The sequence below is a fragment of the Pseudomonas sp. EL_65y_Pfl2_R96 genome (genome assembly GCF_963970905.1).
GTDB lineage: Bacteria > Pseudomonadota > Gammaproteobacteria > Pseudomonadales > Pseudomonadaceae > Aquipseudomonas.
This window is the reverse complement of record NZ_CAXAQH010000026.1, coordinates 44,126-61,843: the sequence shown is the minus strand read 5'-3', so window position 1 is coordinate 61,843 and position 17,718 is coordinate 44,126. Positions and strand designations below refer to the sequence as shown.

Here is a 17,718-nt window from a genome sequence, read left to right as displayed (position 1 = left end):
ATGCAGATTCCCCTCACATCAGCACCGGCGACCGTCGGGCTAGGCTTGCGCCGCGGTTTGATCAAGGACCTGCAAGCGGCCCCGGAGGGCGCTTTCGACTTTCTGGAAGTCGCGCCGGAAAACTGGATCGGCGTCGGCGGCGCTCACGGCGCGGCGTTTCGCGCCCTGGCCGAGCGTTATCAGTTGTCCTGTCACGGCTTGTCCTTGTCGTTGGGCGGGCCGGCGCCGCTGGACGTCGGGTTTGTGCAAGAGGTGCGGGTTTTCCTCGATCACTACAAGGTGCCGCTGTACAGCGAACACCTGAGCTACTGCAGCGATGACGGGCATCTTTACGATCTGCTGCCGTTGCCGTTTACCGAAGAAGCGGTGCACCACGTCGCCGCCCGAATTCGCCAGTCCCAGGACATCCTCGGTCGGCGTCTGGCGGTGGAAAACGTCTCCTACTACGCTGCGCCGCAGCAGGACATGGACGAACTGACGTTCACCAACGCCGTGTTGCGTGAAGCCGATTGCGACCTGCTGCTGGACGTCAACAATGTCTACGTCAACTCGATCAATCACGGTTTTGATCCGCACATGTTTCTGGCCGGCGTCGACGCGGGGAGAGTGGTCGCGATGCATGTGGCCGGGCATTTTGACGAGACAGACACCTTGAAGATCGACACCCACGGCGCCTCGGTCAAACCGGTGGTCTGGTCGCTGCTGGCCGAGGCGTATGCGCGGTTCGGTGTACAACCGACGTTGCTTGAACGGGACTTCAATTACCCGGCGTTCGCTGAATTGGTGAGCGAGTTGCAGACCATTCGCCGACTGCAAGAGGAGGCGTCGAACCGTGGATAAGCCGACGCTGTATCAGCAGCAAGACACATTGACTCGCTACCTGCGCGACCCCGACCACTGCGCGCCGCCCGCCGGGATGGACGTGGCGCGGGTGCAGGTTTATCGCGACCTGGTGTTCTCGAACCTGTCGTCGTTGCTCAGTAGCACCTTTCCAGTATTGGTGAAGATACTGGGCGACGGTGACTGGCGTTCTCTGGTGCGGATCTTCCTGCGGGACCACCGTGCTCAAACGCCAAAGTTCGGCGAGATCGCCCGGGAGTTTGTCGAGTTCCTGGCCACTGAGCCGCTGGCGTTGAGCGATGGACCGTGGCCGCCATTCATGGTCGAGCTGGCGCATTACGAATGGGTCGAAATGGTGCTGCAACAATCCGGGGCCGAGCCGTTTCCAGCCAGCGATGCCGGGTTGCTGCTGGATCGACCGTTGCAGGTTTCGCCGCTGGCCTGGCCGTTGGCGTATGGCTGGCCGGTGCAATGGGTGGGGCCGGATTACCGCCCGCAAGCGTTGCCGGCTCAGCCGACGTTGCTGTTGGTTCGTCGGGCCGAAGACTGGAGTGTGCGTTTCTCCGAATTGAGCCCGTTGGCGTGGCGGTTGTTGCAGCGGATCGGAGAGTTTCCTCAGCTAAATGGCCGAGCGCAGCTGGAAGGGCTGGCGATGGAGGCGGGGATGGTTGGGTCGCCGGAGTTTATTGACAGTGGGTTGGCGTTGTTGCGGCAGATGCACGGGGAAGGGGTGACCGGCATAGCAGCCTGACCGCACGCAATCCCCCAACCACCCAATATCCCTGTGGGAGCGAGCCTGCTCGCGATGAGGCCAGCACATCCAACATCGATGTTGGCTGACACTACGCCATCGCGAGCAGGCTCGCTCCCACATTGGATTCGTGGTGTTGTCGCTTACTGTGCTCGCTACACCGGTAACGTCAGCTCTGCACACAACCCACCGCCCTCGCGATTGCTCAACCTCAACGATCCTCCAATCGCGATAGCCAATTGCTGCGCAATCGCCAACCCCAACCCGGTCCCGCCGGTGCTGCGATTACGCGAATTCTCCACGCGGTAGAACGGCTCCATCACCTGCGCCAATTGCTCTTCGGCAATCCCCGGCCCACGGTCCATCACCTTCACCGACAAGCCGCCGTCCGCCTTCGTTTCCACCCACAGCTCTGCCGCGCCGGCGAACTTCAGTGCGTTGTCTACCAGGTTCACCAGCACCCGTCGCAAGGCATGCGGCCGGGTGTTAATCACGGCTGCGCTTTTGCCGCCCCGCTGCACCGCTTTGCCCATGTCCTGATAGTCGAACACCAGGCTGTCGAGGAACGAATCCAGATCGGTGCGGCGACTTTCCTCAGTGGCACCATGAATGCTGCGGGCATAGGCCACGCCTTCGCGCACCAGGTGTTCCATCTCGCCGAGGTCGTTCCACAGTTTGTCTTTTTCGCTGGAGTCGTCCATGAATTCGGCACGCAGTTTCATGCGTGTGATCGGGGTTTGCAGGTCGTGGGAAATCGCCGCCAGCAGTTGCATGCGTTCCTTGAGATAGGCCGCAATGCGCGCTTGCATCGCATTGAACGCCCGGGCGGCGTAGGCGACTTCGGTCGGGCCCTTTTCATCCAGGTGCACGGCGTGAGCGTTGGGGTCGAGGGTTTCTACCGCTTGGGCGAGGCGGGTGAGGGGACGGATGGCGATTCTCACGGCCAGCCAGGTGCAGGCGATCAGCAGCGCCAGTTGCCCCAGCAATACCGCCGGTAACCATGGCGACAACGGCACCATCGAAGGCCGCACGTCAATGGTGACGGGGCTGCCGTCCTTCAGTGTCAGGTGGGCCTGGAAGTGTTTCTTCGGGCCTGGGATGTCGGTAAAGGTCAGCGGGTAATCATGGCCGATGGCGTCCTGAATCGAGATCACTGCAATCGGCACATCGCTGGACGCCATGGGCGTGCCCGGCGAGCCTTCATTCAGCAGATAGCCATAGTTGGCGCGTTCCAGACGTTGCAGCCAGTTCGCGCGCTCGTCGGCGGGCAAGCGGTCGAGGATGGCGAGCGAGGTCGAGACGTCGGTTTCCAGGTTGCCCAGCATGGTGTTTTTCGAACTCTCGTAACGCTCGTAGTACTGAGCGCCAAAGGACAGTGCCTGAGCGAGGATCAAGCCAATCAGGAAAATCAGCGACAACCGCGAGGCCAGCGTGCGGGGCCAGTGCTGCGCCAGGTTCATGACGGCGCACCGAGCACTTCCACCGGCAGGGAAAACACATAACCTTCACTGCGCACGGTCTTGATGTAGGCCGGTTCCCGGGCGTCGTCCAGCAAGCGCTGACGCAAGCGGCTGACCAGCAAATCGATGGAGCGGTCGAACAGGTCGGCGTCGCGGCCCTGGGTCAGGTTGAGCAACTGGTCGCGATTGAGCACCCGCTGAGGATGATCCAGGAATACCCGCAGCAAGCGATATTCCGCGCCGCTGAGGGCGACCATCGTGCCGTCCTCGTCCAGCAGATGCCGGGCCGAGGTGTCCAGGCGCCAGCGCCCGAACGCCAGCAGGCGACCGCTTTCGGTGATCACCAGGTTGGGCGGCAGCATCCGCGTACGCCGCAGCACGGCGTTGATGCGGGCGAGCAATTCACGGGCGGCGAACGGTTTGACCAGGTAATCGTCGGCGCCCATTTCCAGGCCGATGATGCGGTCGGTTTCATCGTTGCGCGCGGTGAGCATCAGCACCGGCGTGGCCTTGTGTTTGCCGGCGCGCAGCTCGCGGCAGAGCAGCAGGCCATCGTCGCCCGGCATCATGATGTCGAGCACGATCAGGTCCACCGGCGTGGTCTCCAGAAACGCGCGCATCTGCCGTCCATCCGCCACCACGGTGGTGCGCAGGCCATTCTTCTTCAGGTAGTTGCCTACCAGTTCCCGGATCTCGCGGTCATCGTCCACGATGAGAATGTGATCGACGTGTTCCATGGGGCCAAGCCTCTTGAGTGGAGTGGTGATGCAGTCTATCGGGCCTGGGCCCGCTCGCCCGCCGCCGTTTGTATTGCAGTGTATCTGGCGTATCGGCGGATACACGGGGAGGCAAAAACAGCCGATTTCAGGGGGTTTTGTATCGCTGTGTATCGCGAGCCGGCGCTGATACGTAGCGATGTCTCCGCGCTTGTTCCGGACACAGACGGGATACCTCCCGGGCTTCTAATAGGTTCCATCGAGGCAGACCCAACCGCCTCGGCTCAATCAACGATTGCCCCATTGAAGCCTTCAGGAAACCACCATGAACACCAAAGCCGTCTACGCCGCCTGCCTGTTTGCCGCCCTGAACATCTGCACTTTGTCGGCCCGGGCCGAAGCTGACGTTACCCCCCAAACCTACAACTACGGCACGTACCTGGACATCCAGAAAGTGCTGTCGATGAAACAGGACACCACGCCTTCCTGCGGGATTGTGAATGCCCGGATGACCTACCTGGATTCCCAGGGCAAGACCCAGGTGCTGGACTACCGTAAATTCGCGGATGACTGCAACGAAAACAACTGAGTCCTCTGTATCCCCCCACGGTTCCAGTGTGGGAGCGAGCCTGCTCGCGATGACGGCAGCACATTCAACCTCTATGTGACCGTCAGATCGCTATCGCGAGCAGGCTCGCTCCCACATGGGACTCGTACTCTCAAGGTAATCCCATGTTTCTCATCGCATTCCTGGGCGGCATTTTGACCGTCCTCAGCCCCTGCATCCTCCCGGTCGTGCCGTTTCTGTTTGCCGGTGTTGAACGCACACGCTCTTCGATCCTGCTCACCCTCGGCGGCATGGCCCTGACCTTCGCCCTGATCTCCAGCCTGGCCGTGGTCAGCAGTGACTGGGTGGTACAAGCCAACAACACCGGCCGCCATGTGGCGCTGATCGTGATGGTGCTGTTTGCACTGTCGCTGATCTCCGTCCGCATCGGCGGCTGGCTGGCGCGTCCGTTGGTGCTGCTGGGCAATCGCCTCGACCCCGACACCCGCAAAATGTCCGGCCCGCTGGGCTCGGTGATGATCGGCGTCGCCACGGGGCTGCTCTGGGCACCGTGTGCCGGGCCGATCCTCGGAGTGATCCTCACCGGCGCGATGCTGCAAGGCGCCAACGCCCAGGCCAGCCTGTTGCTGGTGGCGTATGGCCTGGGCAGCGCGTTGTCCCTGGGCACCTTGGTCTTTGCCGGTCGCGGCCTGGTCAATCGCTTGAGACCGTCGATTCCAGTCACCGGCTGGCTGCGTCGCGGTGCCGGTGCTGCGGTGTTGGTCGCGGCGGCGGTCATCGCCACCGGAACCGACAACAGGCTGCTTGCGGGCACCTCGTCCGAAGGCGTTACCACGGTGGAACGGCAGGTGCTGGAAACCGTGCCGAAAGTGGTCGATTACCTGGTCAGCAAGGTCAAGGCCGACTCGAGCGTGGACTCGGCCAAAGGTGTGATGCCGTCACTCTCCGGCGCGGTCGAATGGCTCAACTCGCCAGCGCTGAGCAACGATGCCCTGCGTGGCAAAGTGGTGCTGGTGGACTTCTGGACGTATGACTGCATCAACTGCCAGCACACCTTGCCCTACGTGAAGGACTGGGCGAAGAAATATCAGAAGGACGGCTTGGTGGTGATCGGCGTGCACACCCCTGAATACGGTTACGAACGCATCATCGACAACGTCCGCGATCAGGTGAAAAAACTGGGCATCACCTACCCGGTGGCGATCGATAACAACTACACGATCTGGCGCACCTTCGATAACCAGTACTGGCCCGCACATTACCTGATCGATGCCAAGGGGCAGGTGCGTTACAGCCACTTTGGCGAGGGCCGTTACGAGACTCAGGAGCAATTGATTCAGCAGCTGCTGAAAGAGGCCAAGGCGCCTGCGGTGTAACCCGTTTCGGCGACGCAAGCCAACCTGTTAATGCGGCGTTACGGAGGGGCGACCATGCATCGGAGAGCGGTGCATTTCGTGGGACTGCCGGACGACCGGGCAGGACGGATACGTATCCGGGAGCTTTAGTTTGTGGACGGGGTCACTCTCGACTCTGCCATCACGATCATGCAAGGGAGATTGTCATGCCTAAGTTCATTATTGAGCGCGAGCTTCCGGGGGCCGGCGCACTGCCGCAACAGGAACTCAAAGCGATCTCGCAAAAATCCTGCGATGTGTTGCGCGGGTTGGGGCCAGAAGTGCAATGGCAGCAGAGTTACGTCACTGGCGACAAGATTTATTGCGTGTACATCGCGCCGAATGAAGAACTCATCAGGGAGCACGCCAAACAGGGTGGTTTTCCTATCAACAGCGTTTCCCGAGTCATGAGCATCATCGATCCCACCACGGCGGAGTAAGCCGGGCCAACCTGCGATGGAGCTGACTTCATGAGCACACCCATTGACCTCACTGCCCTGAAAAACCGTCAGATGACTGCGTGGGCCAGCGGCGACTACGCCGTGATCGGCACCACCTTACAGATTGTCGGCGAACAACTGGCCGAAGCCTGCGACCTGCTCTGTGATGAGCTCGTGCTGGACGTCGCCGCCGGCAACGGTAACGCAACGCTCGCCGCCGCGCGTCGGGGCTGCAAGGTCACGTCCACCGACTACGTGGCCAAGCTGCTTGAACGGGGTGAAGACCGCGCCCGGGCCGAGCGCCTGGACGTGACCTTTCAGGTGGCCGATGCCGAGTCCCTGCCGTTCGAAGACGCCAGCTTCGATGCCGTGCTCTCGACCTTCGGCGTGATGTTTACCCCGGATCAGCCCAAGGCCGCCGCGGAACTGGCGCGGGTGTGCCGTCCTGGCGGGCGGATCGGCCTTGCCAACTGGACGCCTGAAGGCTTCGTCGGCCAGATGTTCAAGACCCTGGGTCGCCACATGCCGCCACCCGTGGGGGCTCAACCGCCTTCCAACTGGGGCTCCGAAGCCTGGTTGCACTCGCAGTTCGATCAGCGCGACTTTCTACTCCAGGTGACACGGCGGTTATTCAACTTCCGCTACCGCTCGGCCGCCCATTTCATCGACATTTTCCGCACCTGGTATGGCCCGGTTCACAAGGCCTTTGCGACCCTGCCACCCGAAGGGGGCGCGGCGCTGGAAAGCGACCTGACCGAACTGCTCAATCGCCTGAATCGAGCGGGAGAGCGGTCGCTGGTGGTGCCCAGTGAATATCTGGAGGTGGTGATCACACGGCGTTAAACCTCTGACGCGGTCCATGTAGGAGCTGCCGAAGGCTGCGATCTTTTGATCCTGATCTTTTGCGATCTGGAGGTCGTCGAGAATCAAAATCAAAAGATCGCAGCCTTCGGCAGCTCCTACAGGGGACCGCATGCGGGCGCAATTACTCATCCAGCCGCTCGGTGTACACCACCCACACGCTGCACGGCATTTTGTACAACACATGTTCCACCGTGCTGCCGATCAACCGGCCCATGCCGCGATGGCCGATCCGGCCCATGACAATCACGTCGACGTCATAGGTATCGGCATAGCGGGTCAGCACCTTGGTCGGATTGCCCATGATCATGTGTCGTTGTTCCGGCGCGATGCCGTTGCGTGCGGCCAGTTCGTTGAAGGCGTCCTCCTGGAAGTCGAACAGGGTCTTGGCCTTGCCGGAAGTGAAGAACGCCGAACCGTTATCGAAGTTGAATTCGTCCGCGCTGATGGATGAAGGGTCATAGGCGTAGACCACATCGAGCTCGGCATTGCAGGCGCTCGCCAGTTTTGATGCTTCGTGCAGAATCCGGTCGTTGAAGCTTTTGTATTGATCATCACGATGGAAGGGATCGACCGCCGCGACGATCTTGCGCGGCAATGCATGCTTGGCATGGCTGACGAAATGCAGCGGCACCGGGCACTCACGCAGCAGATGCACGTCGAGAGGGGTAAACACCAGTCGCGACAGCCGCGATTGATGTTCCAGCGCCTTGATCAGCACGTCCATCGGCTGCTCTTTGAGGTGAATCAGGATTTCCTCCAGCGGATGTTCGACCCAGGCCACCTCGGTGGTGACGTGCACACCGATCTTGCGCAAGGGGCGGGCCTGTTCCTCAAGCCACTGACGGTGGCGCTCGACGTACCCCAGGCGCATCTGTTCCAGGGCCTTTTCGTTGACCAGGCTGGCGGTCGCCAGGCCTTCCAGATAGTCGAAGGCCACGATGTGCAGGGCCGCACTCTCGGCCTTGGCCAGCGCCGCGGCCCGGTCGAAGGCGGGGCTGTGTTCCATCAGGGGTGAGACGACCAGCATGAAACGCGATTGACCAGACATGACAAACCTCCCGTGGGTAAATGAGCAGACGGTGGTCGTTCAATACATCTCAATCTTTTAATTATTGACCATGATCAGTCTCAGGGGCGCCTTCGCGAGCAAGCCCGCTCCTACAGGGGATTTGTGGTGCTTATCTTATTTAAACAATCTGTGCGCCCCGTGCCGCCAGTAGTTCCCGTAATACGGAACGGTGGCAGTGCGCCTCGTCTTCGCAATAACACCCCACGGCCAGCGACGTTTGATGGGAGAGGGCGGCCAGCAGGTCGAGCAACTGGCTGGGTGCGGGATGGTTCATTTCGGCCTTGAACTTGCGCTTGAAGGCCTCCCAGGCTTTGGCATCGTCTGCCGCTTTGGCTTCGGCCACCAACTCGGGGCTGGGAGACAGCAGCGGTTGCCACACATCATAAAAATCACGACTGGCAAATTCGGCCTTCGGCACGCCACGAGGCGGGCGGCGTACGGTGCCCAGGCGCAGGCCTTCGTTGGCGGAGCGGGGTGAACCGAGTCGCACGATATGGATGGGCATGATCGCAGTGCCTACTTGAGCCGCGAGCTGTCGAACCACTCCAGCGCGGTGCGCCAGATGCAGATTCCCAGGAAGTACGCCGACATCAGCAGCCACAGGCCCATCACCAGCGGGTTGATGACCGGGTGGTTGACCACCAGCGACAAGCTGCACAGCAGCCAGATGGCCGTCACGGCAATGTTGATCGGCATGAATCGACGCACGCGGAACGGGTGCAAAAACTTCATTCGGGTCACGGTCAACAGTGCCAGGCCGATGACCGTGAGCAAGGTGATCCACGGCGACGGATCGATGATGTACAGGCATAGCGCAACCACGTTCCACGCGGCGGGGAAGCCCTGGAAGTAGTTGTCTTTGCTCTTCATGTTGACGTTGCAGAAGCAAAACAGCGACGACACCAGAATCAGCGACACGGTCAGCAGCAGGGTGTAGTCCGGCAACGGGATGTAACGGTAGATGAACAGCGCCGGGATAAACACATAGGTCAGGTAGTCGATCACCAGATCGAGGATCGAACCGTCGAAACTTGGCAGCACCGACTGCACATTGACCTTGCGCGCCAGTGCGCCGTCCAGGCCATCGACGATCAGCGCCACGCCCAGCCACAGCAGGCAATTGGTGGGTTGGTTCTCCAGCAAGGCGAGGGTCGCGAGGAAGGCAGTGACCACGCCGGTGGCGGTAAAACCATGGGCGCCCCACGCTTTGAGCCTGGCGATGTGTACGGCGGATATCACGGGGGCGTTCTCCAGAAAGTGAAGCAAGCCGGTTATCACCCTCCTGTTGAGGGCGTCGGCAAACCGGGTCGGGTAGCAGGTATCGACCGGATTTTCGGGGATAAGGTTCACCACCTTTGAATCTTAGACGCCGCGCAAAAAAATACCCCGGAAATCTCCGGGGCACGTATTGAGCGTTGACCGATGTCGCGACGGGTGTCAGCTCAGTGAGGGGTAGAACACGCGCAGCCGATGGTTATCCGGGTCAAGCGCGACGAAGGTACGACCGAAGTCGAGCTCTGTTGGCGTTTGCACCATGGTCAGCCCGAGAGCGCTCCAATCGGCAAACAGGGCATCGACCTGTTCGGCGGTTTCCACCGGGAACGCCAGTTCGGTCCCGCCGCCCGTCGCACCCACCGCAGGTTCGGCGGTGTGCCGCGACCAGAGTCCCAGCTTGTAGCCGCCATCCAGGACAAACAGAGCGAAGGTCGGCGACTCTTCCACGGGCTTGCGTTCGAGCAGAAACTCATAGAATCGTGCACTGATGGCGGGGTTTTCCACGAAAAGCAAAATGTAACGGGGAGTGATCATAGGGCTGCTCCATTCAAGGTGGACGCAGCATAAAAGGAGGCAGTGTCAGTTTCTGTCAGGAGTGTGAGCGGGCGCCTTTTAATGTCAGCCAGACGGCGCTGGCGTAATGTCCGACGAGGGCTATTGTTGCCTGACTGACTTTCGCCCATTGATGAGGATGTCGTCATGAACACCAGCGATCTGCTCGAACAATTACTGCGGGCCGGTCAGGGCTCGCCGTCGCAACAAGGTGGCGGTGCGGCGTCAGCTCAAGGAGGTTTGGGCGATCTTGGCGGGTTGCTTGGTGGTCTGTTAGGGCGCGGCGCGGGTGCCAGTGCGGGCGGAGGCCTGGGCGGTTTGCTCGGGGGGCTGCTGGGCGGCGGTTCACCCGTGGGCGGTTCGACGCAAACGCGATCGGGCGGTACCAACTACGCAGCATTGGCCTCTTTGGGGATGATGGCGTTCCAGGCGTATCAGGCCTGGCAACGCAGCCAGGCCTCGGCACCACAACAGGCGCCGCGCACCGTTGATCTGTTGTCTGGCCCGGAAATCGAAGACCACAGCCACGCCATCCTCCGTGCCTTGATCGCCGCCGCCAAGGCCGATGGGCGCATCGATGATGCCGAGAAGCAAATGATCAGCACCGAAATCGGCCGCCATACCGACGATCCGCAGCTGCAGCAATGGCTCGATGACGAAGTCGCCCGGCCACTGGATGCTGCCGATGTGGCGCAGTCCGCTCAGGATCCGGGCATGGCCGCCGAGATGTACCTGGCCAGCGTGATGTTGGTGGATGATCAGCAGGACGCCGAACGCAATTATCTGGATGAATTGGCGGCTGCGCTGAAGATCGATCCCGAGTTGCAGCTGCACCTGGAGCAACAGGCCAAGGGCGGCACGGCCTGAACGTGCTCCCTTTTGATCTTTAGCATTTTCGGAACCGCTGAAATTCAAAAGATTGCAGCCTGCGCCAGCTCCCCTACGGAAATGGCGTTCGTTAATCAGGGGGCGTGTGGTTCCGCCTTTATTCATTGAGGTGTCCTTGCATAAACCCGTCTGTTCGGCAGAACCTGGCTTCCATAAATGCTGTCATTTTAATGGCATTAATGGCCGGGTATTCAAAGGGGTTGTTGATTTTGCACACCCGTTCATGAATATTTTTTCCCAATAGATGAAATGCAGGTACTTTCATTTGACATCTGGGATTCAATGTCTAGAATCGTTCGCACGAGTCCCCTCTGAGGGGCCGAGAAGAATAAAAGTAAAGGGACGATACAATGCATGGAAGCTATCCATATCGCCGTATTGCAGCATGCAATACCTTCATATTGTACCTCGCTACAGTCATCACTGAATTTCCCGCCTCGTCGCATTGCGATGTGAACTTTATCGCTCGCATACGGTTTTAATTGATTTCGACTTTCATGCATCTAACAGTTTAGGTTGGTAATAGCCAAAACTTATGATGCATGGTTTGTCGTGGGTCGTGATTAGCCAATTCGCACTTTCGATATTAAAGATTCGAAATTGATGGCGTCGTTCGCCCCGAAAAAAATTGGCTGATCAAATGGAATTCTGATTCTCGCTAAAGGAGTGGCTTGGCCATGTTTAAAAGACGCAAGCGCATCGCACTGGATGATCCCAGTCTGGAACGTGTGAAGTTGACACCCCAGATGCTCGCCTACGATCAATTCGCCAGTCGCAGTCGTTCCCAGTACCTGCCTTATGTGATGGGTTTCAATGCCGCCGACTACCGTTCGGAATCGATCAATACCGATCGGCTCGGATTTCGCCTGGCCCATGATGCGCAAGGCCGGCTGATCAGTGTCGGCACCCTGGAGGCCGGCGCGCCGTCCGCGGTAAATTTGCTGGTCGGGGCCTCAACAGCCTTGGGTTACGGGGCTTCCAGTGATGCCGCCTCGCTAGCGAGCCGCCTGTCCACGTATGATCCCGACGGTACGCCATGGCTGAATTTTGCTGGGCATACCTTTAATGCGACCCAGGAATTGATGCTATTCATGCTGCATGCCCATCGACTGCCCAAAGTGCGGAAGATCGTGATCATGGGGGGCTTCAATACGCTGGTCATGGCGCGTCTTCCCGAGTTCATTCGGGGTGATCTGCCGCCGTTCTACTTCTGCGGCGACTATTACGAAAAGTTTGATGAAATTGCTGAAGAGAATGGCGCAGAACTGCCGCCAAGCAAACTTCCAAAGTGGCCTGCCGAAACGACCGAAGTTCCGCCAGTTTCGCAAACTCTGGCACGCGCCACACAAGACACCCTAAATCGTCTGACTACTTGGAAGCGACTCGCGGATTCCTTGGGTGCGGAACTTACGTTTGTTCTCCAGCCCTTGGCGACTTGGGCAAGAACACCGTGCGCCGAAGAGCAGAAACTGTTCGCTGAACTTGATCGAATTTCCCGGTTTGGCACTTGGCAGCATTTGTATGGCGATATATCCGTTCCCGACGTCGCGGAATATTACGCTGATAACTTGGCCAATGGTTGTCATGGTTTAGGCATTCGATTTGCCAGTTTGATCGATGATTTTAGAGAACGTCCGGGCGATGAATGGCTTTTCGTAGATCGCGCGCACTTTACCGACCTTGGCAGTGATGTCGCAGCACGCACCATTCATCGATACCTGCAGTGAAAGTTTAGGAGGCTCTATGTTCAAGCGAATTCGCAAGGCACTTGGTTCTTTGTTCAAGAAAAAGAAAAAGTCCAAGAAGAAAAACAATTCCTCCATATATCCAATGCACTGATGAAGACTAATAGGCAAATTTTTTCCAGTTTCCTCGGGGCAGAGACCGGAGGAGAGGCGAGGCGCATGTTCACGCCCGTCACCCTGCGCACGTGCCTGGATGCGGTGCAGGGGACGGACTTGGCAGACCTCGACTTCGCCAGCGCGACGGCCTTGGCGGGGCTGGCGAGTGTGGCATGCGAACGGCTTGGGCCATTGCGCGACGGATTCCGAAGGTTGGCACAGGCAATCGAGACGAACGAAGCAGATGCCCAGGCGCTGCGTGCCAAGGCGGCGCTGGAGTCGGCTCCCTTTCTGATCGGCAGCCAGCACCTGATTCATGGGGTCTGTGGTAGCTGGAATAATGAAGCGCGCCATGCCATGGCAGCGCTGCGTATCCATGCGGCGGATGTGGGTGCCGGTCAACCGGGGGCCAGTCGTATCCAGCGCTACCAGGAATTGCTGCGTCAGCACGCGCTGGCAGATGCTGGCGAAGATCTCTTGCGAGCAGTGGCCGACCCAAGGATCTCGGACGGAGCCTTCAACTGTGCCTCGGCCCTGGTCGTATTGGGGCATTTCCCGGAGTCGCTGACGGCCCAGATCCTGGGGGTCAACCTTTACCTGCGCCATTGCGGGCTGCTGCCCGCGTTCGAGTTCATTGCCAACAATGAGCCGTCCACCCGCCAATTTCTCGATTTGCGTCACGACCCCGCCGGTCATACCGATGATCTCGCCGTGCTCGCTGAAGTGGCCGTCCGGGAATTTCTCGGGCAGATGGGACCGGCCGCAAACGTTGGGGTACGCCAAGGCTACCTGTGGGCGCGCTGGCAAGTCGAGGAGATGAACGGAGCACTGCTCAATGTGCTTGAGCGCTGGCTCGATCCGAGAGAGGCGGCACGCCACCTGATCAGCCGACGTCGGCTGGATGCTTGCCAATACCATGACAAGACACGGCTGAATAAGGTGCCGATGAAGCCCTTGCTCGCGGTCGACGACTCCTTGACGTTCCTCGATCATCTTGCCGCCAGCACCTACGTGCGGGCGGGCAAGCCGGAATCGAGTCCACTGCTCACCAGCCTGATTTCGCCGCGGGGCAAGATGTTCCGAATCTTCAGTCGCGACGATATTGCCATTCTTCACCGCTGGATCTGCGGCTTGCCTTACGCCGATGCGCCCATGCAGCCTGCGGCTTTCCAGGTATGGAAAGACGACGGAATACTCGCCGGGGCTATTCGCGAGGACGCTGAACCCCAAGCGTTAGTCGCCAGTTTGAGCCCACGAGAGGCCTACCCGCGCATGTTGCGCATGGAGCTCGCGCCGTCAGATGAGTCCTATGCCGGTCACTACGTGAAGAGCTGGCTGGCCCGGGCCGCCCATGGCGTCGCCAAGGGGCGTTGCTCGTTGCCGGAGCATTGGGCTCCCGGTGTCTTGCAGCAGTGGTTGCAGGGCCAGCATGAAGCTTCCAACCAGGCACTGGGGCAGGACGAAGAGCTGCCGTCTCGCGATGAGGTGGTCGCCGATATCCTGTCCCTGGCGCCGCTGACAATGATCGACGGGGCTTGGCTGGCCGGGTTCGCCCACCCGGCGGTAGCCTCCACGGCGTATGGCAGCCGGCTGTTCGAAACGCTTTTCGATGAGTTGGGCAACGGAATCGAGGCGCAGAACCATCCCGTTATCTACCGCCATCTGCTCAAGGCAGTACATGGCGAGTTGCCGGCCACCGCCGACCCTGGATACGCCAACGCAACGTGCTTCAACGACGAGGACTTCGAGCTGCCCGTGTTCTGGTTGTCAATCGGACGGTATCCCCAAACCTACTGCCCGGAGATTCTCGGGCTGAACCTGGCGATGGAGCTATCCGGTGTAGGTGGCGGTTATCGGCGTACCCACAAGGCGTTGGTCGCCTACGGCTATCCGACGATGTTCGTCGATCTGCACAACTCCATCGACAACATCTCCACCGGGCATACGGCATGGGCTGCCGCGAGTCTGGATACCTACCTTTGCGCATTTTCTCGACGTGACCGTGAAGAACTTTGGGCGCGCGTCCGTAATGGATTCGTCGCGCTCAATCCACCCAGGGAGCAAACAATGCTGGATAAGTTTCGCGAAAAAGTGAGGTCGCTGCTATGACGGTTACGCTTGGCATTTCTGCCTTTTATCACGACAGCGCGGCCACTCTGGTTGTGGACGGCAAGATCGTCGCCGCGGCCCAGGAAGAGCGCTTCAGCCGGATCCGGCATGACCCGGGTTTTCCGCGTAAGGCCATTGAGTATGTCCTGACGTACGCAGGTATAAACCTGGCCGATGTCGACCATGTCGCCTATTACGAAGACCCGGCGCTCAAGTTCCGTCGGGTGCTCTCGACGGCAGCCGTGGCCGGGTTTTCGGCAGCGCGCACCTATGCACCGGTGCTTGGCGAATGGCTATCAACCAAGCGCCGAATGGACCGTGAGGTTGTGCGTCATCTCAGCGCGATGGGAGACCGGGACGGTCGCCGAATCGAAGTGCATGGCCACCACGAGTCCCACGCTGCATCGGCGTTCTTCCCCAGTCCGTTCGAGAGCGCCGCGATCCTGTGTATCGACAGTGTCGGCGAATGGGCGACGACCACTCTCTGGCACGGTAAGCCAGAAGGCATCGAGCTGGTCGCAGAGTTGTCCTTTCCCCATTCGCTGGGCTTGCTCTACTCGGCCTTCACCTATTTCTGCGGCTTCAAGGTGGACTCCGGCGAATACAAACTCATGGGACTTGCGCCTTATGGCAAGCCTTACTACGTCGACACGATCCTCTCGCATCTGATCGATGTGAAGCCCGATGGCAGCTTCAGACTCGACTGGACCAAGTTCGAGTTCATCAAGGGCCAGGTCATGACGGGCGATGCCTTTGAGCAGCTGTTCGGAGGCCCCCGGCGCTTGCCCGAGGCCCCCCTTACCGATCGCGAATTCGATTTGGCGGCATCGGTGCAGAAAGTCACGGAAATCGTTGTTTCGCGCCTGGCCAAGACCGCCCGTGAACTCACTGGCGAGACAGCGCTATGCATGGCCGGGGGCGTTGCCCTTAACTGCGTAGCCAACGGCGTGATCTCGCGTGAGCGAACGTTCGACCGACTGTGGGTGCAACCGGCGGCTGGCGATGCGGGTGGCTCGCTGGGCGCCGCGCTGCTGACAGACCGCACGCATCGCCGCGTAGCAAGCCGCGAGCTACCTGCTGGCGTGCGTGATGGCATGAGCGGAGCATTGCTCGGGCCGGAGTACAGTGAGGAGCAGATCAGGGACGAACTGGAAGCCTGCGGCGCTGTTTTTCACAGGCTTTCGCAGGAAGAGCTCGACCAGCGGGTGAGCACCAGCATAGAGGACGGCGGGGTCATCGGCTGGTTCCAGGGGCGGATGGAGTTCGGTCCGCGATCACTTGGCAGCCGTTCGATCCTGGGTGATCCGCGCCGCTCGGACACCCAGTCAAACATGAACCTGCGCATCAAGTTTCGCGAATCCTTCCGGCCCTTCGCTCCCGTGGTGCTTGAGGAAAAAGCGGCTGACTACTTCGACATCGTCGAGGAAAGCCCCTACATGCTGGTGGTCTCGCCCATTGCAAAGGGCATTCGCAAGGCGATCCCTCAGGAGAGTGCGCGGCTTACCGGTATCGACTTGCTCAAGTTGGTGCGCAGCGATCTGCCAGCAATTACCCACGTGGACTTCTCGGCAAGGGTGCAGACCGTGGACCGGGAGCGCAACCCGCGGTTCCGGGCGCTGCTTGAACGCTTCTACCAGCGTTCGGGGTGTCCTGTACTGGTCAACACCTCGTTCAACGTGCGCGGTGAGCCCATTGTGAACACGCCGTTCGAAGCTTATCGCTGCTTCATGCGTACCAATATGGATGTACTGGCGATTGGCGATTTCTATCTCGATAAATCGGAGCAGCCTCAGTTTGAGGAAGCGGTCGACTGGCGCGAGACAGTACCGCTGGATTAACTATTTCATACACTAGGGAAGGCGCACTATGGATTATGTTCTGCTCTACCTGATCCTGCCGTTGGGGATGTTTATCCGGCGAACCAAGGCGTTCGCCCATCGTCCGGACCCCAAGGTCACCTCATATCTGAACCGCAAATCATGAGCGTCATGGCCATGGATGTTCAGGAGGCTTCGCTGGTACAGGAGATGGTCGTCAATGATCCCGACCTGACCGGGCTGGAGCACTGTCGCGTGAGGCTGGCCGAAACGCCACACTGCGCTGACAGTGTGGGAACAGTCGGCGGGGACTGGCTCGGCACCGTGTTGGGACGGGATATCGTCGAGGCGATTCGCGCATTTCCTGCCAGCCCGCACAAAGCGCTGCTGATCAGAGGCATTTCGCTCTCGACGGACATCGCGACGCCACGCAATGGCTTCCTGCCCAATGCCGAGTGCGTTCTTGATTTCGATCTGCTGCACTTTGGCATGCTGCGACTGCTGGGTGTCAGGCCGCATGCCGTCGAGTATGAAAACTTCGGCAAGCTGGTCAGAAACGTCGTTCCGGTCCCGGAGGCTGCGGGCACCACGAGTTCCTGGGGCGCCGATGTGGAGTTTTTCTGGCACACCGACAACCCCAACTGGCCCTTCGCCGATCAAAGCCGAAGTGTCGCGACCGCCGTGCCGAACTTCCTGGCCTTCACCGCCGTGCGCAACTTTGAAGGGGCCTCCACCGACATTGTTTGTGTGGATCATGTTCTTTCACGGCTGCCCACCTGGGCGATCGCCCAGTTGCAGAAGGCTGCCTACACCTTTGGTGCCCCTGCCTCCAACGAGGGCTTCGATGGCCAGCCGAGGGTGCTGCCGGTGCTGGAGCAGGACGCTGGCGGTTATCGCCTGCGCTTTGACGATGGCATCGTGGCCGCGCTCGACTTGGACAGCGAAAAGGCTCTTGCGCTGCTGCGCCAGTGCCTGCGTGACGCCCAGGGTATAGAGGTGGTGCTGCAGCCAGGCGACTTCTTCATTTTCAAAAATGCCCGCGTGCTGCACCGACGCAAGGCGTTCCAGCCTTTGCTCAACGGCAAGGCGCGCTGGCTGCGTAGGGTGTACGGCAGTTGATCCTTTGCTTCAAAA

The 17,718-nt window shown here is 59.9% G+C and carries 17 protein-coding genes; 11 read left to right on the top strand and 6 right to left on the bottom strand.

Going from position 1 to position 17,718, the window contains the following annotated elements:
* Positions 1-840, top strand: a complete 840-nt coding sequence (locus tag AACY49_RS22590; RefSeq protein WP_339526563.1) for an HvfB family MNIO-type RiPP peptide maturase — start codon at positions 1-3, stop codon at positions 838-840.
* Positions 833-1,591 carry an HvfC family RiPP maturation protein gene (locus AACY49_RS22585; RefSeq protein WP_339526561.1) on the top strand — a complete coding sequence of 253 codons (759 nt, stop codon included), beginning with the start codon at positions 833-835 and terminating at the stop codon, positions 1,589-1,591. Before AACY49_RS22590 ends, AACY49_RS22585 begins: the two co-directional genes overlap by 8 nt.
* 155 nt (positions 1,592-1,746) lie before the next feature.
* Here the strand turns inward: AACY49_RS22585 and AACY49_RS22580 are convergent, their stop codons facing one another.
* Together AACY49_RS22580 and AACY49_RS22575 are read right to left on the bottom strand one after the other, a co-directional pair.
* Positions 1,747-3,051, bottom strand: a complete 1,305-nt coding sequence (locus tag AACY49_RS22580; RefSeq protein ID WP_339526560.1) for an ATP-binding protein — start codon at positions 3,049-3,051, stop codon at positions 1,747-1,749.
* The gene (locus AACY49_RS22575) at positions 3,048-3,788 is read right to left on the bottom strand and encodes a response regulator (RefSeq protein WP_320391023.1); all 741 of its coding nucleotides are present in this window, start codon (positions 3,786-3,788) and stop codon (positions 3,048-3,050) included. Before AACY49_RS22575 ends, AACY49_RS22580 begins: the two co-directional genes overlap by 4 nt.
* 304 nt (positions 3,789-4,092) lie before the next feature.
* On the opposite strand from AACY49_RS22575, the gene AACY49_RS22570 reads away from it, so the two are divergent.
* The 4 genes from AACY49_RS22570 to AACY49_RS22555 all read left to right on the top strand — a co-directional run bounded on the left by AACY49_RS22570 (position 4,093) and on the right by AACY49_RS22555 (position 7,012).
* The gene (locus AACY49_RS22570; protein ID WP_339526559.1) at positions 4,093-4,356 is read left to right on the top strand and encodes a DUF2790 domain-containing protein; all 264 of its coding nucleotides are present in this window, start codon (positions 4,093-4,095) and stop codon (positions 4,354-4,356) included.
* A gap of 143 nt (positions 4,357-4,499) precedes the next feature.
* A complete protein-coding gene (locus tag AACY49_RS22565) occupies positions 4,500-5,711 on the top strand; it encodes a cytochrome c biogenesis protein DipZ (protein WP_339526558.1) in 1,212 nt (403 codons plus the stop codon).
* A 185-nt stretch (positions 5,712-5,896) separates the two neighbouring features.
* Positions 5,897-6,169 (top strand): DUF4242 domain-containing protein, encoded by a 273-nt coding sequence (locus AACY49_RS22560; RefSeq protein ID WP_258696340.1) that lies wholly within the window; start codon positions 5,897-5,899, stop codon positions 6,167-6,169.
* Positions 6,170-6,199: 30 nt separating this feature from the next.
* On the top strand, positions 6,200-7,012 hold the full coding sequence (locus tag AACY49_RS22555; RefSeq protein WP_339526556.1) for a class I SAM-dependent methyltransferase: 813 nt from the start codon (positions 6,200-6,202) through the stop codon (positions 7,010-7,012).
* Positions 7,013-7,154: 142 nt separating this feature from the next.
* On the opposite strand, the gene AACY49_RS22550 is transcribed toward AACY49_RS22555, so the two are convergent.
* The 4 genes from AACY49_RS22550 to AACY49_RS22535 all read right to left on the bottom strand — a co-directional run bounded on the left by AACY49_RS22550 (position 7,155) and on the right by AACY49_RS22535 (position 9,911).
* Positions 7,155-8,081 carry a universal stress protein gene (locus AACY49_RS22550; protein WP_339526554.1) on the bottom strand — a complete coding sequence of 309 codons (927 nt, stop codon included), beginning with the start codon at positions 8,079-8,081 and terminating at the stop codon, positions 7,155-7,157.
* Positions 8,082-8,220: 139 nt separating this feature from the next.
* Entirely contained in the window at positions 8,221-8,607 is a 387-nt protein-coding gene (locus AACY49_RS22545; RefSeq protein WP_339526552.1) for a DUF488 domain-containing protein, read from the bottom strand.
* 11 nt (positions 8,608-8,618) lie between these two features.
* The gene (pcsA, locus tag AACY49_RS22540; RefSeq protein ID WP_258696336.1) at positions 8,619-9,341 is read right to left on the bottom strand and encodes a phosphatidylcholine synthase; all 723 of its coding nucleotides are present in this window, start codon (positions 9,339-9,341) and stop codon (positions 8,619-8,621) included.
* Between the two features lie 198 nt (positions 9,342-9,539).
* Positions 9,540-9,911, bottom strand: coding sequence for a VOC family protein (locus AACY49_RS22535; protein ID WP_258696335.1), 372 nt, complete (start codon positions 9,909-9,911; stop codon positions 9,540-9,542).
* Between the two features lie 165 nt (positions 9,912-10,076).
* On the opposite strand from AACY49_RS22535, the gene AACY49_RS22530 reads away from it, so the two are divergent.
* The 5 genes from AACY49_RS22530 to AACY49_RS22510 all read left to right on the top strand — a co-directional run bounded on the left by AACY49_RS22530 (position 10,077) and on the right by AACY49_RS22510 (position 17,703).
* Positions 10,077-10,796: a tellurite resistance TerB family protein gene (locus AACY49_RS22530; protein ID WP_339526549.1), complete on the top strand. Its 720-nt coding sequence runs from the start codon at positions 10,077-10,079 to the stop codon at positions 10,794-10,796.
* A gap of 698 nt (positions 10,797-11,494) precedes the next feature.
* A complete protein-coding gene (locus tag AACY49_RS22525; RefSeq protein ID WP_339526547.1) occupies positions 11,495-12,544 on the top strand; it encodes a hypothetical protein in 1,050 nt (349 codons plus the stop codon).
* Between the two features lie 177 nt (positions 12,545-12,721).
* Positions 12,722-14,767: an iron-containing redox enzyme family protein gene (locus tag AACY49_RS22520; RefSeq protein ID WP_339526545.1), complete on the top strand. Its 2,046-nt coding sequence runs from the start codon at positions 12,722-12,724 to the stop codon at positions 14,765-14,767.
* Positions 14,764-16,605 carry a carbamoyltransferase family protein gene (locus AACY49_RS22515; protein WP_339526543.1) on the top strand — a complete coding sequence of 614 codons (1,842 nt, stop codon included), beginning with the start codon at positions 14,764-14,766 and terminating at the stop codon, positions 16,603-16,605. The genes AACY49_RS22520 and AACY49_RS22515 overlap by 4 nt, the downstream gene beginning before the upstream one ends.
* A 141-nt stretch (positions 16,606-16,746) precedes the next feature.
* Positions 16,747-17,703, top strand: coding sequence for a TauD/TfdA family dioxygenase (locus tag AACY49_RS22510; protein ID WP_339526541.1), 957 nt, complete (start codon positions 16,747-16,749; stop codon positions 17,701-17,703).
* Positions 17,704-17,718 lie beyond the last annotated feature (15 nt).

What these genes read in the sequence shown, in the direction of transcription:
- AACY49_RS22590 (WP_339526563.1), top strand. Translation starts at nt 1, where the DNA reads ATGCAGATTCCCCTCACATCAGCACCGGCGACCGTCGGGCTAGGCTTG.
- AACY49_RS22580 (WP_339526560.1), bottom strand. Translation starts at nt 3,051, where the DNA reads ATGAACCTGGCGCAGCACTGGCCCCGCACGCTGGCCTCGCGGTTGTCG.
- AACY49_RS22575 (WP_320391023.1), bottom strand. Translation starts at nt 3,788, where the DNA reads ATGGAACACGTCGATCACATTCTCATCGTGGACGATGACCGCGAGATC.
- AACY49_RS22570 (WP_339526559.1), top strand. Translation starts at nt 4,093, where the DNA reads ATGAACACCAAAGCCGTCTACGCCGCCTGCCTGTTTGCCGCCCTGAAC.
- AACY49_RS22565 (WP_339526558.1), top strand. Translation starts at nt 4,500, where the DNA reads ATGTTTCTCATCGCATTCCTGGGCGGCATTTTGACCGTCCTCAGCCCC.
- AACY49_RS22560 (WP_258696340.1), top strand. Translation starts at nt 5,897, where the DNA reads ATGCCTAAGTTCATTATTGAGCGCGAGCTTCCGGGGGCCGGCGCACTG.
- AACY49_RS22555 (WP_339526556.1), top strand. Translation starts at nt 6,200, where the DNA reads ATGAGCACACCCATTGACCTCACTGCCCTGAAAAACCGTCAGATGACT.
- AACY49_RS22550 (WP_339526554.1), bottom strand. Translation starts at nt 8,081, where the DNA reads ATGTCTGGTCAATCGCGTTTCATGCTGGTCGTCTCACCCCTGATGGAA.
- AACY49_RS22545 (WP_339526552.1), bottom strand. Translation starts at nt 8,607, where the DNA reads ATGCCCATCCATATCGTGCGACTCGGTTCACCCCGCTCCGCCAACGAA.
- AACY49_RS22535 (WP_258696335.1), bottom strand. Translation starts at nt 9,911, where the DNA reads ATGATCACTCCCCGTTACATTTTGCTTTTCGTGGAAAACCCCGCCATC.
- AACY49_RS22530 (WP_339526549.1), top strand. Translation starts at nt 10,077, where the DNA reads ATGAACACCAGCGATCTGCTCGAACAATTACTGCGGGCCGGTCAGGGC.
- AACY49_RS22525 (WP_339526547.1), top strand. Translation starts at nt 11,495, where the DNA reads ATGTTTAAAAGACGCAAGCGCATCGCACTGGATGATCCCAGTCTGGAA.
- AACY49_RS22520 (WP_339526545.1), top strand. Translation starts at nt 12,722, where the DNA reads ATGTTCACGCCCGTCACCCTGCGCACGTGCCTGGATGCGGTGCAGGGG.
- AACY49_RS22515 (WP_339526543.1), top strand. Translation starts at nt 14,764, where the DNA reads ATGACGGTTACGCTTGGCATTTCTGCCTTTTATCACGACAGCGCGGCC.
- AACY49_RS22510 (WP_339526541.1), top strand. Translation starts at nt 16,747, where the DNA reads ATGAGCGTCATGGCCATGGATGTTCAGGAGGCTTCGCTGGTACAGGAG.